The organism is Thermoactinomyces sp. CICC 10735 (assembly GCF_016055175.1).
In the GTDB taxonomy this organism is placed as follows: Bacteria; Bacillota; Bacilli; order Thermoactinomycetales; family Thermoactinomycetaceae; genus Thermoactinomyces; species Thermoactinomyces vulgaris.
Genome location: NZ_JAECVT010000004.1, coordinates 178,876 through 193,929 on the forward strand (window position 1 = coordinate 178,876; position 15,054 = coordinate 193,929).

General features: G+C 47.6%; 17 protein-coding genes, 2 tRNA genes and 1 other annotated feature. Of the genes, 2 read left to right on the forward strand and 17 right to left on the reverse strand.

From position 1 onward, the window contains the following. Positions 1-91: 91 nt before the first annotated feature. On the forward strand, positions 92-502 hold the full coding sequence (locus tag I8U23_RS09820; protein WP_165489704.1) for a MarR family winged helix-turn-helix transcriptional regulator: 411 nt from the start codon (positions 92-94) through the stop codon (positions 500-502). A gap of 42 nt (positions 503-544) precedes the next feature. Here I8U23_RS09820 and rplT read toward each other — a convergent pair whose 3' ends face one another. Genes rplT through infC form a run of 3 tightly spaced genes read right to left on the reverse strand, consistent with a single transcriptional unit; the run spans position 545 to position 1,674 of the window. Then, positions 545-898, reverse strand: coding sequence for a 50S ribosomal protein L20 (rplT, locus tag I8U23_RS09825; RefSeq protein WP_037993413.1), 354 nt, complete (start codon positions 896-898; stop codon positions 545-547). Positions 899-936: 38 nt separating this feature from the next. Then, positions 937-1,134, reverse strand: a complete 198-nt coding sequence (rpmI, locus tag I8U23_RS09830; protein WP_037993415.1) for a 50S ribosomal protein L35 — start codon at positions 1,132-1,134, stop codon at positions 937-939. A gap of 15 nt (positions 1,135-1,149) precedes the next feature. Continuing rightward, positions 1,150-1,674: a translation initiation factor IF-3 gene (infC, locus tag I8U23_RS09835; protein WP_181732024.1), complete on the reverse strand. Its 525-nt coding sequence runs from the start codon at positions 1,672-1,674 to the stop codon at positions 1,150-1,152. A gap of 16 nt (positions 1,675-1,690) precedes the next feature. Further along, positions 1,691-1,820 (reverse strand) — a sequence feature (ribosomal protein L20 leader region). A gap of 208 nt (positions 1,821-2,028) precedes the next feature. Between infC and I8U23_RS09840 the strand changes: the two genes are divergently transcribed. After that, entirely contained in the window at positions 2,029-2,577 is a 549-nt protein-coding gene (locus I8U23_RS09840) for a DUF420 domain-containing protein (protein ID WP_037993416.1), read from the forward strand. Positions 2,578-2,617: 40 nt separating this feature from the next. Here I8U23_RS09840 and thrS read toward each other — a convergent pair whose 3' ends face one another. The 14 genes from thrS to mutM form a co-directional block, all read right to left on the reverse strand. Beyond that, positions 2,618-4,525, reverse strand: coding sequence for a threonine--tRNA ligase (gene thrS, locus I8U23_RS09845; protein ID WP_198050996.1), 1,908 nt, complete (start codon positions 4,523-4,525; stop codon positions 2,618-2,620). Positions 4,526-4,858: 333 nt separating this feature from the next. Next, complete coding sequence (ytxC, locus tag I8U23_RS09850; protein WP_198050997.1) at positions 4,859-5,743, reverse strand: putative sporulation protein YtxC; 885 nt, start codon at positions 5,741-5,743, stop codon at positions 4,859-4,861. A 138-nt stretch (positions 5,744-5,881) separates the two neighbouring features. Continuing rightward, positions 5,882-6,514: a metal-dependent hydrolase gene (locus I8U23_RS09855; protein ID WP_049719795.1), complete on the reverse strand. Its 633-nt coding sequence runs from the start codon at positions 6,512-6,514 to the stop codon at positions 5,882-5,884. A gap of 170 nt (positions 6,515-6,684) precedes the next feature. Continuing rightward, positions 6,685-7,797, reverse strand: a complete 1,113-nt coding sequence (mqnC, locus tag I8U23_RS09860) for a cyclic dehypoxanthinyl futalosine synthase (RefSeq protein WP_198050998.1) — start codon at positions 7,795-7,797, stop codon at positions 6,685-6,687. 159 nt (positions 7,798-7,956) lie between these two features. Next, positions 7,957-8,046, reverse strand: a tRNA-Leu gene (locus I8U23_RS09865). A gap of 7 nt (positions 8,047-8,053) precedes the next feature. Continuing rightward, positions 8,054-8,129 (reverse strand) — tRNA-Phe (locus tag I8U23_RS09870). A gap of 111 nt (positions 8,130-8,240) precedes the next feature. Then, the gene (locus I8U23_RS09875; RefSeq protein WP_037993419.1) at positions 8,241-9,695 is read right to left on the reverse strand and encodes a replication initiation and membrane attachment family protein; all 1,455 of its coding nucleotides are present in this window, start codon (positions 9,693-9,695) and stop codon (positions 8,241-8,243) included. Positions 9,696-9,791: 96 nt separating this feature from the next. Further along, the gene (gene nrdR, locus I8U23_RS09880) at positions 9,792-10,286 is read right to left on the reverse strand and encodes a transcriptional regulator NrdR (RefSeq protein WP_037993421.1); all 495 of its coding nucleotides are present in this window, start codon (positions 10,284-10,286) and stop codon (positions 9,792-9,794) included. Between the two features lie 137 nt (positions 10,287-10,423). After that, entirely contained in the window at positions 10,424-10,906 is a 483-nt protein-coding gene (locus I8U23_RS09885; protein ID WP_198050999.1) for a glutathione peroxidase, read from the reverse strand. A gap of 218 nt (positions 10,907-11,124) precedes the next feature. Continuing rightward, a complete protein-coding gene (locus I8U23_RS09890) occupies positions 11,125-12,147 on the reverse strand; it encodes a glyceraldehyde-3-phosphate dehydrogenase (RefSeq protein ID WP_037993424.1) in 1,023 nt (340 codons plus the stop codon). Between the two features lie 126 nt (positions 12,148-12,273). Further along, complete coding sequence (locus I8U23_RS09895; protein WP_049719793.1) at positions 12,274-12,912, reverse strand: lytic transglycosylase domain-containing protein; 639 nt, start codon at positions 12,910-12,912, stop codon at positions 12,274-12,276. Then, complete coding sequence (gene coaE / locus I8U23_RS09900) at positions 12,882-13,478, reverse strand: dephospho-CoA kinase (protein ID WP_309485138.1); 597 nt, start codon at positions 13,476-13,478, stop codon at positions 12,882-12,884. The genes I8U23_RS09895 and coaE overlap by 31 nt, the downstream gene beginning before the upstream one ends. A 23-nt stretch (positions 13,479-13,501) precedes the next feature. Next, positions 13,502-14,164, reverse strand: coding sequence for a sporulation membrane protein YtaF (ytaF, locus tag I8U23_RS09905; RefSeq protein ID WP_121873949.1), 663 nt, complete (start codon positions 14,162-14,164; stop codon positions 13,502-13,504). A 63-nt stretch (positions 14,165-14,227) separates the two neighbouring features. Next, positions 14,228-15,052, reverse strand: a complete 825-nt coding sequence (mutM, locus tag I8U23_RS09910) for a DNA-formamidopyrimidine glycosylase (protein WP_037993430.1) — start codon at positions 15,050-15,052, stop codon at positions 14,228-14,230. Positions 15,053-15,054: the final 2 nt, after the last annotated feature.

Here is a 15,054-nt window from a genome sequence, read left to right on the forward strand (position 1 = left end):
GTTGTAAAATTGAAAGAGAATGGTTTATAATCATGACTAATATTTCACTTCATAAAACAAAATGGGGAATCCCATGAAGGAGAAAGTGATGTTGGACAGAATTGAAATGTCAATGGAATTGGAACAAGTGTTTCGCCTCATTTTACGACAAATCCGTAAAGATTTAACGGAAATTTGGGGAGATCAAATTAACGGGGCTGAATTCGGCGTGCTCAAAAAGCTCCATAAAAGCCCTCAAATCATCACAGCACTGGCCCAGGAATTTGATGTGTCCGTCAGCCACATCACCCATGTGGCGGATCAGTTGGAGAAAAAAAATCTGGTGTACCGGCAACGGTCGCAATTGGACAAACGCGTGGTCGAACTTCACCTGACGGATCAAGGCAAGGAGATGATTCAAAAACTTGCCGACCAAAAATCAGAATACTTTCGGAAAAAGTTTGAAAACTTGTCCACGGAAGAGTTGAAAACCTTGCTTTCCCTGTTGCATAAAGTCATTTAAAAAAACCCCCGGCATCCGGGGGTTTCTCCATCGATCAGTCCGTTATTTTGCGTTTTTGGCAACATTGACCAATTCAGCAAACGCTTTTTGGTCTGTCACGGCCAATTCCGCAAGAACTTTTCGGTTGATGTCCACGCCTGCCACTTTCAGGCCATGGATAAATTTGTTATAAGAAATGCCGTTCATGCGTGCGGCCGCATTAATGCGTGTAATCCACAATTTACGGAAGTCACGCTTACGTTGACGGCGGTCACGGTATGCATACATCAACGATTTCATGACTTGTTGTTTTGCCGTACGGAACAACGCATGTTTGGAACCAAAATAACCTCTAGCCAATTTCAGTACCTTTTTGCGACGTGCACGCGTCACGGTACCACCTTTCACTCTTGCCACAATAAATCCCTCCTGAAGTCTCTTTCTTTAGGCGTTTCTTACAGATAGGAAATCAACTGTCTGATCCGTTTTTCATCACCGGAGTGCATGATTGCACTTTTACGCAATTTGCGTTTGCGCTTCGGGCTTTTTGCCTCAAACAAGTGGCTTGTATACGCATGGGAGCGTTTCACTTTGCCGGTTCCGGTTTTCTTAAAGCGCTTTGCCGCAGCTTTTTTGGTTTTCATTTTTGGCATAACATTGTCCTCCTTCTACTGTTTCGGTGCTAAAATCATGATCATCTGACGGCCTTCCAATTTCGGAGCCCGTTCGATTTCCGAAAGGTCTTCCACTTCCTTTGCCATCCGGTCCAAAATACTGCGTCCCAATTCCTGGTGAGTGATTTCCCGGCCGCGGAATCGAATGGTCAACTTCACTTTGTTTCCTTTTTTAAGGAATTTTTTCACATTGCTTAATTTGGTTTTGATGTCGTTCTCTTCAATCGTCGGGCTGAGGCGCACCTCTTTGATTTGAATCGTTTTTTGATTCTTGCGTGCTTCTTTTTCGCGTTTGCTTTGTTCGTAACGGTACTTTCCGTAATCCATGATACGGCAAACCGGCGGTTTTGCCTGCGGGGCAACATTCACGAGATCGAGATTGGCTTCTTGTGCAAGCTGCAAAGCCTCACGGATGGGTTTGATTCCCAATTGCGTACCGTCAACACCGATCAGGCGAACTTCCCGAGCACGAATCGACTCATTGACTTGGTGCTGATGTTCCTTGCTGATACCTGCCACCTCCGGAAAAAAATTGAAAAATAAAAAAGTGTAAGCGCAGAAAACGCCCACACTTTGCTTCCAATATCCAACAGGAAAATCAGTTGCATCAGAACCTGCCAACTCCGCGTTGACCAGGTGAGAAGCGGGCGCTTCTTCTTGCATGACAAAAATATACTATCACAGAAATAAAACCCGTGTCAAACGTGACGCACGATTTCAAAACGGCCACTTTGAATATATTCTTTTCTCCGGGATCCGTCAAACGGAAAATAAAGGGAAAAGTTTTGTCCGTTTTGTCACCTTTTTTACAGGAGTTTGTCAGTAAAAAAATGTATACTGAAGTTGAGTTCATTGCAATGAAAGGGTGAAACCATGGCTGACCAAACCAGGCAAATTCCGGCGGACGAAAAGAAGACCACAGCATGGATCGTCGCATTGACCATCATCATCAATGCCATCATCGTCGTCCTCTTTTTCATGCCGAAATACCAAGGGTTCGATCATGTGGATTTAACGTTTTTGCCCATGTTAAACGCGATTTTCAACAGCTTTACGACGGTGTTCCTCATTACCGCATTATATTTCATCAAGAAAAAAAATATACGCATGCACCGTCGTTTTATCTTTGCCGCCTTTGGTTCGACTGCTCTTTTTTTGATCACTTATCTGGTTTATCATTCGTTGGCGCCTTCCACTTCTTACGGCGGCGAAGGGTGGATCAAAATTATATATTACTTCATCTTGATCACCCATATCGTTCTGGCCGCCCCCACCGTGTTTCTGGCCCTTTTCACGATGGTTCGCGGCCTGAAGATGCAGGTGGAAAGGCACCGGAAAATCGCACGCTGGACCATGCCGATTTGGCTGTATGTCAGCATCACCGGCGTGCTGGTGTATTTGATGATTTCCCCTTATTATTAAAAAAAGCACCCCTTCACCAAACGGGGTGCTTTTTTCATTGTCATTTTTTCTCTTTGATTTCGGACACCAATTGTTCTATCACTTCATCCAGCAGCTTGGCCCCGAGGTCTCCTTCGGTCCGCTTCCGGACAGCCACGGCGTCGGCATTCATTTCTTTTTCACCGATCACCAGCATGTAGGGAACTTTTTGCACCTGGGCTTCCCGGATTTTATAACCCACTTTTTCATCACGGCCGTCCAGTTCCGCGCGAATTCCCGCATCCCGTAACCGGGCCGTCACTTGTTCAGCGTAGTCATTGAACGCGCGGGAAATCGGAATCACCTTGGCTTGAACCGGAGCCAGCCATAACGGGAAAGCACCGCCATAGTGCTCGACCAATATCCCGATAAAGCGGTCAATTGATCCGTAAATGGCTCGGTGAATCACCACCGGGCGATGCCGCTCATTGTCTTCCCCGACATAGGAGAGATCAAATTTCTCGGGCATTTGGAAATCCAATTGGATGGTGGCGCATTGATGGCTCCGCTTCAAAGCATCCCGGATATGGAAATCGATCTTCGGACCGTAAAACGCACCGTCCCCCTCATTGATCCGGTATTTGATGCCGGACTTATCCAACACGTTCTGCAGCGCGGATTCGGCTTTTTCCCACAGTTCGTCCGAACCCATTGAATCTTCGGGACGGGTGGAAAGCTCGATGGAATAGGGGAAACCAAAAGTGCTGTAAATCTGATCCACCAGTTGAAGCGCGGCGGTCACTTCTTCTTCGATCTGATCCGGCCGCACAAAGATATGTGCATCATCCTGGGTGAAAGTCCGGACCCGGAGCATGCCGTTTAAGGCTCCCGACAACTCGTGGCGATGCACTTGCCCGAATTCAGCCAGGCGAAGCGGCAAATCCCGGTATGAGCGGATATCATGTTTAAATATCAGCATATGTCCGGGACAGTTCATCGGTTTGACGGCAAAAGCGGATTCATCCACATTGGTGAAGTACATGTTTTCCTTGTAATGGTCCCAGTGTCCCGATTGTTCCCACAAGCGCTGGTTCATGATGAGCGGAGTGCTGACTTCTTTGTAACCGGCTTTGATTTGCAAATCACGCGAGTATTGTTCCAATTCATTGCGCAAAATCATCCCGTTCGGCAAATAAAACGGCATGCCGGGGGCTTCCTCCGAAAACATGTATAAGCCGAGTTCTCTTCCCAGTTTCCGGTGATCCCGCTTTTTCGCTTCTTCCAGGAAGTTCAGATGTTCCTCCAACTGGGATTGTTTCGGCCAGGCCGTCCCGTAAATCCTCTGCAACATCTGGTTGTCCGAATCCCCGCGCCAATAAGCTCCGGCAATGCTTAATAATTTAAACGCTTTGATCTTTCCGGTGGACGGCAAATGGGGACCGCGGCACAGATCAAAAAACTCGCCTTGATGATACATGGTGATCACTGCATCTTCCGGCAGGTCACGAATGATCTCCAATTTCAGATGATCCCCGGTTTCTTCATAAATCCGGATGGCTTCCTCCCGGGAAACGACTTTTCGCTCAATCGGCAAATTTTCTTTGACGATTTTTCTCATCTCTTCTTCGATCTTGGGCAGGTCCTCCGGCGTCAAACGAACCGGCAAATCCACGTCATAATAAAATCCGTCTTCAATCACCGGGCCGATCCCCAGTTTCACATCCGGATACAATCGTTTCAACGCCTGCGCCATCAAGTGAGCGGTGCTGTGGCGGTAAACTTCCAAGCCTTCCTCATCTTCCAACGTCAGAACTTGGATTTCGGCACCGTCCGGCACTTCTCTGGACAAATCCACCACTTGGCCGTTGATTTTGCCGGCAACAGCCTTTTTGGACAAGCTCCGGCTGATGGAGTCGGCAATCTCCCCAACCGTGACGGACGATTTATACTCACGAACGGAACCGTCCGGGAATTTGACACTGATGCTCATTTCCATCTCTCCTTTTTTCATCTTCAATAAAAAAAGCCCCTCCCATAAAGGGACGAGCTGGTCGTCGCGGTTCCACCCTTTTTCAACCTGAAACAGCCGGACCAGGCTGTTCAAGGTTCTCTCATCTCAATAACGGCGAGTCCCGGCAACAATTACTGGCATCCAAGATGCGTTCCTTGTTGCAGCTCTGAGGTGGTAAGCATTTTCCGATTGGGTTATGGAGGCTTCCAGCCGCTGACCCCCACTCTCTGAAACCGTCGGAGATGCCCGTGTCCTCATCATTGCTTTCGGATAAAATTTGTTATGTATTATACTCATTCCGTCACGGGTTCGTCAAGCATCTTCCAAAAACGGCCGGGCGGAAGGCTGACATTGGCTGCAGCCGTCACAAGTCATCACTCTTCCTTCAAAAATTTGCATCAGGGTCTTGATCACATTTTCATCCGGACAGGTGGTATGAATGATGATTCGCTCCGGCGTCATGCTTAACAAAATGCTCATCAGGTGATCTTTTTGGGATGCCGTTTGATCGGCCATTTCCATAAAAACCGGCTCCAGGTCTTTGTCCAAAACCGGGGTGCCGTCCGATTTCAGCACATGAAATTGTTGGTTGTCATGGATGACATGCACCAGCCCGATTTTCGGGGGCCGGGACTCGATGAACATGCGCAACAATTCAATAAATTCATGGTATTGCCTTTTCAAACGGTAAGCTCGAATGGCTTCCTCCACACAAGCCATCAGCGTTTTCCGGTATGCCTTCAAGCGAAAGGAAACAAAACCGTCCAAAGCAATGTGATGATTTTCTTTCAAAAATCCGGTGATTTGTTTCTCCAATTTCTCCCGCCGGCTGCGGTATATCACCTGTTGGCATTCCCATGCGCTGGTCTCCAATTGCTCCAACACCTGCTGCTGAATCTGCCTGATTTCCTGCTTTGTGAAATAATGGTGACTGGATTGAATCATTTTGCTGATCCATTTCGGTTCCAGATGGTCACAAATGTAACGGGTCAGGATTTTGCCCACTTGCCATACAATCCGATCCCTTTGTTTCTCATCCATCCACTTTCTCAACCGGATGAGGATGACAAAACGTTCTCCCATCCCCATCTCTTTCATGTCAAAAACCGGGCAGACGGAGCGGATGCCCTCCCGCAAGTCTTGCAAACAGGAACGAAATGGCTCATCTCTCTGATCAAACGAAATCAGATATTTCAACCGTCTCCCCTCCCATCCACGGATATTCTCAGAACCACTTTCCATACCAATATATGTTGCAACCAATAACGGTATACAAAAAAACAAAAGGACCCACAAGAAATAAAAAAGACTTGGTCAAAAAACCAAGCCTTCTCTTCAGAACCATCCGGCCATTTTTACTTCGTTATAAAGAATCAGTCCGATCAAATAAACAAACCCCAGCGCAGCCAACAAAATGGACAGCCTTCCGATCAATTTTTCTTCGCTCCCGCCCGTTTTCACTTTGATTCCAAAAGCTTTCATTGAAAATTTCTTTTTATAAGGCCACAAATAAGGAACACCCGCACTGGTTAACGTATCTGCAAAAAGATGGGACAAATAACCGACCAACACCGGTACGGACATCCACGGTTGAATCGTGTAAAACATCCAAGTAACATAAGCGCAGGTAAGAATCGAATGGGTAACCGACCGGTGAGGGGCATAAGCGACGCCGGCGGCAAAAACCCCCATCAGTAACACCCAAAGAGGCAGGCTTTTGATGAAAAACAACAGAATCATGACCAATCCCAAAGCCGCCAGCGCAAATGACCGGTAGGTCCTGCTCAGCGAAGGAAACAAAAAGTTGTTGATCAGGCTGCCGTCTTCATCGATGTCCGGGAGCAAAGAAGCAATTCCCGCCAAAACAATGGTTAAAGCAAGTTCTCCTACATCATCCGTATTTCCGGAGGCCACGGCCAGTCCGACACCCGATGCCACGCCGATGGCAAAATGTGTTTTTCCTGTCAAACCCTCTCCTCCTATCTCTCTGTATCTGAGGGCAAATGAAGGATTTGCCATAAGAAAACCTTTTTGATCACATATTTAAAATAGCAAATATATAAAGTAAAATCTATTTATTTTCTTAAATTATAAAATGACACCCCGGTACCGGAGTGCCATTGCATCCAAAACCCCAATCAGTTTTGCATCACGAAATCCTTTTCGGTATACTCTCCCTCTTGAAAAACACGCAAGATCTCATATTTCGTGTTCCGTTGCGCCGGAATTTTCCCGGCTTCCCGGATCAGGCGCAAAATGAGATGGTTGTTTACTTTATGAGTGGTGCCGGCAGCCGAAACCACATTTTCTTCGATCATGGTGCTTCCAAAGTCATTGCAGCCGAAGTGCAGTGATTTTTTCCCGATTTCCGGTCCCATGGTTACCCAGGAGGATTGGAGATTGGGGATATTATCCAGCATCAAACGGGCGATCGCCACCGCTTTCAAATATTCTTCAGGCGGCAATTTTTCCCGTTTCAAATTGGTGTTGTCCGGCTGGAACGTCCATACGATGAAAGCGAGGAAACCTTTCGTCTCGTCTTGGGCCTGCCGGATCCGGAGCAAATGATTCACCCGGTGTTCATTCGTTTCGCCAAAACCGATCACCATGGTTGCCGTGGTATGCATCCCCACGCGATGGGCCGTTTGCATGACATCCATCCAGTCCCGCCAAGAACCTTTCAACCGGCTGATTTTCCGGCGAATTTCATCATCCAGGATTTCCGCTCCGCCACCAGGCAGGGAATCCAACCCCGCTTCATGCAACCGGCGGACCACCTCTTCCAGGGAAAGGCCGGAAACTACTTTCATTTTCAGGATTTCAGCGGGCGAAAAAGAATGCATGGTGATATCGGGAAAGCGTTTTTTAATTTCCCGTAACAGATTCGTATAATATTCAAACGGCAAATCCGGATTGGTGCCGCCTTGCATCAGAATTTCCGTCCCGCCCACATCCACGGTTTCCTGGATTTTTTGGAAGATCACTTCATTCGGCAGGACATATCCTTCTTCCGACCCCGGCCGGCGGTAAAACGCACAAAACCGGCAATACGTATCACAGATATTGGTATAATTGATATTGCGACCGATGACAAACGTTGTGATCGGCTCCGGATGCCATTTTTTCATGATCTGGTCCGCTGCCCATCCCATTTTTTCTATCTCATCACTTTCCCACAGAGCCAGCCCGTCTTCAAACCCCAGGCGTTCTCCGGCAAGCGCCCTTTCGATTATGGAATCAATCTTCGACATATCTATTCAACCTCCTAAAGAGTCAGATCGACCGCCAACCCAATCATGTCCATCGTATCACAAATCAAAACGGATGGGGCGGGAATACTGCACAAAAAATCCTCCTGTTTTCAGGCGATGTGAATTCACCCATTGAAAACAGGAGGATTTTTTTTGTTGTGGTGCCGAGGGTCGGACTCGAACCGACACGGTGGTACACCCACCGCAGGATTTTAAGTCCTGTGCGTCTGCCAATTCCGCCACCCCGGCAAAAAAATGGTGGTTCGGGACGGAATCGAACCGCCGACACGAGGATTTTCAGTCCTCTGCTCTACCGACTGAGCTACCGAACCTTATGTAACAAATTGTTGGCGACAAATGATATTATATCATGCAAGCATCAAACATGCAAGATGAATCAGGAAATTTTTTTCTTCTGACACCCCCTGCAACCATTCGTTGATTCAGGGGGTGTTTTTTTTCTCCTTGTTGCCGGCCACAAAGCGCTCATTCATCAACCGAAGTTTCGCGCGAATCTGTTCCTGCTGGTCAGCCCATTCATCTTTTGCCTCTTGTTCGGATTTTGACCGTTTGGATTGTTCCATTTGCATTTGCAACGTCCGGGGCAATGCTTCCGGCTTGTTGCGGGGACTTTTCGGATGGAAAGAACGCGGCTGCTGCTTTTTCCTTTTCGTTTCCCATTCTTCTTTTTTCGCCTGCTCCACGGCCTCTTCCACCGTGGAAATCCCCAGCCGCTTCCAATGGCCCGCAATTTTTTCCACCAAATTCCGCGGCAGTTTATAATCATATTTCAACAAGACATATTCCAAGAGCACATTGACAACCCCCGGCGGCAATCCGTAATGGCGAATCAACGACTCCACGATTTCCACATCGCTGGCCGGGATTCGCCCGCCTTTCTGGTAAAATGCCAAAAGTTGCATGGGGGAAATTTGCGCCAACTGCCGAATGTGCTTTTCTTCTTCGGAAAGCGGCTTATCCGGATCCGTCGGCATCTTTTTCTCCTCTTTTGCCTGTTCCGCATCCGCCTTCTTGGCCACCACGGGCGTGCTGCCAAACTGCATGCAATATTCACTTCGGACAAAAGAACGCAAGCGGTCCAGACGGATTTGCCCGTGACTGGTCACATAAGGATTCTGCAACGCTTTTAAAATCGCCCATTCATCCAGCTGATACAAAAAACCAAGCTCTCTGATTTCTTGTTTTAAATCCTCCGTCCAAACATCTTTTCCCAATAAATGCGCCAAGCGCAACTCCAGCATGGAAAAATCAATGTCCTGCTTAAAATCCGGCCTTTTTCCCTGATGCAGGCTTTCGTCGATTTTGGCCACCGGCACGGTCATTTCTTTTTCCCGTTCAGCTTGTTTGGCCAGTTCTGCCGGCGAAATGCTGTCAAACACATCCTGAAACGAGCGGGTGATGTTTTTCTTTTTTTCTTCCTTCCGGCCAGGTTGAAAACGGGTGTCCCCGGTCAGCCAGTCTTTTAATGCAATGTACCTTTCTTTGCCCAATGAGTTGTAAAGCGTGACACTTAAAATATCACTTTGAAAAAACTTTGCCGGCGTCAGTGGGGGAAGCATTTCGTATTCATAATAAACATGATCTTCTTCCTCTTCGATCTCATACGTATTGATCAGTCCGACACCTTCCAGCAAATGTCTGGCTTCCAACAGTTGATCAAACGTAAAAGAACATAATTGCAATAAATACGAATGAGCATACAACTTGGAAACACCGGCACGGTGAAGGGGAACTTGACAGGCCAGCGTCATGTATAATGAGATGGCAGAAGCTCCGACAATGGGTTGATACAGATGAATCAGCCCAATGAGATCTGCTTGATGGATCGGACGATGGGTGCGGCAACGCCAACCCGCGTCTTTCCAAAACATAGCCATGGTTTGGCCTCCTCTGCACTTCGCATTCGCTAGCATTGGAATATCATTGTAACATAAGAGCCTGCCGGATCATCAAATCCCATTTACCACCAATTCTTACTCAGACCCTTGTTTTTTTTCTTTATCAAAGGCCATTTGCGACCGTTGCAGCAGTTCTTCCAATTCATTGACAAAAACGTTGATGTCTTTAAATTGCCGGTAGACCGAGGCAAACCGCACATACGAAACTTCATCAATGTCAACCAGCCGCTCCATCACCATTTCACCGATTTCTTTGGACGGAACTTCTGCCGCTCCGCCTTGACGCAACTTTCTTTCAATATCCACGACAAGGTCTTCCAGCTTGGCCAACGGAACCGGCCTTTTTTCGCAGGCACGAATCAGGCCGCGAAGCAGCTTTTCCCGGCTGAATTCTTCGCGGCTCCCGTCTTTTTTGATCACGATGAGCGGTTGTTCTTCAATCATTTCAAAAGTGGTGAAGCGCTGTTCGCACTTTTCGCATTCCCTGCGCCGGCGAATCGCCCTTCCTTCATGAACCGGGCGGGAGTCCAGGACACGGCTGCCATGATTTCCGCAAAACGGGCATCTCAACGTTTCATCATCTCCTCCTGACTTCGTCTGCTTTTGCGTCTCTGTGCGAACCACCCTCATTCTGAGCGCAAATGTCATATTTCCATTTTAAATATTTGTTGACAGGATTCAACCCATATTTTGTCACCGGTCCGGACTCACTTCTGATCCAACAAGGCTTCGATCCGGGGGGCAATCTTCTTGGGCGAGGTGGTCGGAGCAAAGCGTTTGACCACATTTCCTTGCCGGTCAACCAGGAATTTGGTGAAGTTCCATTTGATCTCTTTGTTTAACAATCCTTGTGCCGATTGGGTCAGGTATTTGAAAAGCGGATGTTGATTTTCCCCCTTCACATCCACTTTTTGAAACAAGGGAAAGGTGACGCGGTAGTTTATTTCGCAAAAATTGCGGATTTCTTCGTCCGTTCCCGGTTCTTGGTTTCCAAATTGGTTGCACGGGAAGCCCAGCACATAGAAGCCGCGGCTGTGGTATTTTTCATACAGTTCTTGCAACTCTTTGAATTGCGGGGCAAATCCGCACCGGCTCGCCGTATTGACGATCAACAGGACGTTCCCTTCATATTCTCCAAGAGATTGTTCCTTCCCTTGATTGGTGACAACGGTATATTCATAAACACTCATGGTTCAACCTTCCTTTCAAGGATCATGTCACAGCTTCAGCGGCGTTCATCAGACCTTGTAAGCTGTTACAAATTTATTTTCCCAAAAGTGAAAAACCCTAAATAGAGAACATACATTCTATTTGTTTCATTAAATAAACAATCCGTCGAACGCCCGGCAAAAACATCCTATAAAAGGAAAAAGCTTGCAGAATCATTTTCCACAAGCTTTTCATCCCGTCACACTGTCACTTTCGTGTTCATTTTTTCCCCGACATATTTGGCCAAGTCGACGACACGGCAGGAATATCCCCACTCATTGTCATACCAGGCCAGGATTTTCACTTGCCGGTTGCCCATGACCATGGTCGACAAGGCATCCACAATGGATGAATGTTCGTTTCCGTTGAAATCGGAAGAAACCAGCGGCGCTTCACAAACATCCAAAATCCCTTTGAAACGGGTTTGGGCTGCATGTTTCAACGCTTGGTTGACCTCTTCTTTGGTCACCGGTTTTTCCGTATCCACCACCAAATCAATGACCGAAACGTTCGGCGTGGGAACCCGAAGGGCAAATCCGTTCAACTTCCCTTGCAGTTCGGGAATCACCAACCCCAATGCTTTGGCCGCCCCGGTTTTGGTCGGAATGATGGATTGCGCACAAGCACGGGCCCTGCGCAAATCTTTATGCGGATTATCCAGGTTCTTCTGGTCATTGGTGTACGCGTGAACCGTGGTCATCAACCCGTGGACAATCCCGAACGATTCATGCAACACTTTGGCCACCGGTGCCAAGCCGTTGGTGGTGCAGGATGCATTCGAAATAATGTGATGCCGGTCCGGATCGTAATCGCTTTCATTAACTCCCATGACAACCGTGATATCCTCATCTTTTCCGGGAGCGGTGATCACCACTTTTTTGGCGCCGGCGTTCAAATGTTTTTGCGCCCCTTCGCGGTCCCGGAATTTTCCCGTCGCTTCTACTACAATGTCAATATCCAATTCGCGCCAGGGCAACTCTTCGGGATTGCGGTTGGAAACCAGACGGACTTCATGTCCATCGACACGAAAACCGTGATCGGATACCGTCACATCTTTATGATATAACCCGTGAATTGTGTCATACTTAATCAAATGCGCCAAGGTTTCAGCCGGATAACTCGCATTCACGGCAACCACTTCGATTCCCGGAACTTCCATAGCTTTGCGGAAAACCATTCTTCCAATGCGCCCAAATCCGTTAATTGCGATACGAACTGCCATAATGGTATACCCCTTCCCATTTGTCACACGCTAATATTCACTTTTATTATAATAAGTATGTCACATTTTGCAACCAGCAGAAACAAAAAAACCTGTTCCTGTACGGGAACAGGTTTCAAACCGTATTCATTTTTCTTGTTTTCTTTTGTATTCCTCGAATTCCCCTTGGTACAATTGTTTGTACTTCTCATAATAATAACTGACCCTGGTCACATAATGGCGGGTCTCCCCGAAATTCTCCGGAATTTGTGTGACATTTTGCCGTGTGCCGTCCCAAACCCCTTGCTCCAACCATTTGTCGACACGGCCATGACCGGCATTGTAAGCGGCCATGACCGCCACTTTATTTCCTTTGTACCGTTCGGTCAAGTAAGCAATATACCAGCTTCCCAATTGTATGTTGATAGCCGGGTCATACACGTAATCTTTCAACGCTGGTGAAAAGTTTCCGTTTTTGATGATAAAATCCGCAGTATCCGGCATAATTTGCATCAAACCCTGTGCCCCGACATGCGATTCCCTTTTCGGTTGAAACTTGGTTTCCACCCGGATAATCGCCATGATCAAAAAGGGATCGGCGTTGGTTTCAATCGCACTGTTAAAAATATATTCTTCATATTTCAACGGATAGATCATCATGTTAAAAAGCGGGATGGCCACGATGACAAACACCAGCAACAGGATTAAGGCGATCATGATCGTGCGCTTGGGAGGCAGTGCATCCACTGCCGGCTTTACCCACTTTTTGAGATTAGTTGTTTCCATAACTGATCAACCTGTCTTTCCGTCTCTGACAAAGTTCCCCGATTGTCAATCACATAATCGGCATGCTTCTTTTTCTCTTCGATATCCATCTGTGCGAGAATCCGTTTTTCCGCTTCCTCTCTGGAAAGTGCGTTTCGTTTCATTAATCGTTCCAATTGGATTTCTTTCGGTGTATATACTAAAATAACGGCTTCCACCCATTGCGTCAAATTCCCTTCAATCAGCAACGGGACATCCCAAATCAACAAATCCGGATCTTTCTCTTTTTTTATTTTTTCCGTTTTGTCACGCATGGAATCCACGATCAACGGATGCAACAACCGATTCAACTTTTCCCGTTCGGCAGGGTTATGAAAAATTCTTGCTCCCAACCGTTCGCGATTCAGTTTCCCTTCATCATCCAGTATTCCGGGGCCGAATTCCCGGGCAATCCGCTCCAACCCTTCGGTTCCCGGCTCAACCACTTCGCGGGCAATTTGGTCTGCATCGATGATTTCCGCTCCCTTTCGGCGAAACATCTCTGAAACCGTGCTTTTTCCGGTTGCGATGCTTCCCGTCAATCCCACCAACAACGTCCTTCACCACCTTTTCACATGAATCGCATCACTCCGAGCAAAATCAAAATAACCCCCGGCATATATGCCCAGAAACGATTTTTTAAGTTCTTGGCACAGGAAAACCCGATCCACATCCCCAACCGTAAAAACAAGGCACTCATCAAAGCAATCAAAAAGGCTGTGGGAACAGGCGGGAACCCCATCATCGCCGCCCCGATGCCGGCGCCAAAAGCATCCAGGGACAAAGCCGTTCCCAACAAAAACGCTTCGGCGGAAGAAATCGATCCGGAATTATCCATATCTGCCATCACGGGGGTTTTTAACACCTTGACCACCAAGCCAAGGCGTTTGATTTGAAAGGTCCAGGTTTTTATCGATAAACAGGATGGACTCTGCGAACGGATTTCATCCTCATTCGTTTCTTTTAAATTCTTTTCCCCCTGAAAAATGATCCACAAGCCGAGGACGATCAATAAAACGGCTCCGAGTGCTTGGGTAAATACGGGGGAAAACAAAGCAGAAAAAAATTTCCCCATGCACATCCCCATGTATAGCACGGCGCCTGAGCATCCGGCAATGATGACGGTAGATACCAGGGGGATACGAATTTTTCTCAGCCCATAGGTTGTTCCCACTCCAAAACTGTCCAAACTGACCGCAAAAGCCAACGCGATGATCAACCAACCATGCAACATCACTGATCCCCCTCATAAGATAGGCATTTGTTACCCTATCTTATGAAGGAACCATCCATGAGGTCACCGTTGGCAATGGGAACACACATGCGTTCCCCGCCCGGCCACAACCATCCGTTCAATCGGCCTTCCGCATTTGGGACAAGGTTCATGTTTCCGGCCATAAACCTGGATTCTCAACTGGAACATTCCCATTTCGCCTTCCCCGTTCAAATAAGAACGGACGGAAGACCCTCCCAGTTCAATGGCTTCTTTCAGGGTTTGTTGAATGCTGTGGTACAAACGTTCCACTTCTTCTTCCTTTAATGACGAAGCCGTCCGGGTCGGATGAATCGCCGCCCGGAACAAAGACTCGTCCACATAAATATTTCCAAGCCCCGCGATATATTCCTGATTTAAAAGAACCGCTTTGATATTGGTTTTCCGTTTGGCGAGCAACGCCTGAAACCAGGAAAGCTGAAACTCATCCGTAAGCGGCTCCGGCCCCAGTTTCTTCAACGGCAACTGCTCATCTTCTTCCCCGTATGGAAACAAGTGCATGGTGCCAAATTGCCGCACATCCCGGTAGCGGAGCTCGGTACCGTCCGTAAAGTGAAAGATGACATGGGTATGCTTCTCGCAAGGCTCCCCTTGTTCCGCCAGACGATACTTTCCTTCCATGCGCAGATGAGAAACCAGCACCAGCGGATCGCAGACGATTTTCAAAAACTTTCCCCGCCGGCCGATCCCGATGATGGTGGTCCCGGCCAACATGCGCCGAAAGGCCTCTGTGTCATCCGGACGTTTGATGATTCTGGGCAAACGGACCGTCACATCTTCGATCTGTTTGCCGATGACCAATTTTTGCAAAGTTTTTCTGACTGTTTCAACCTCAGGTAATTCCGGCAATC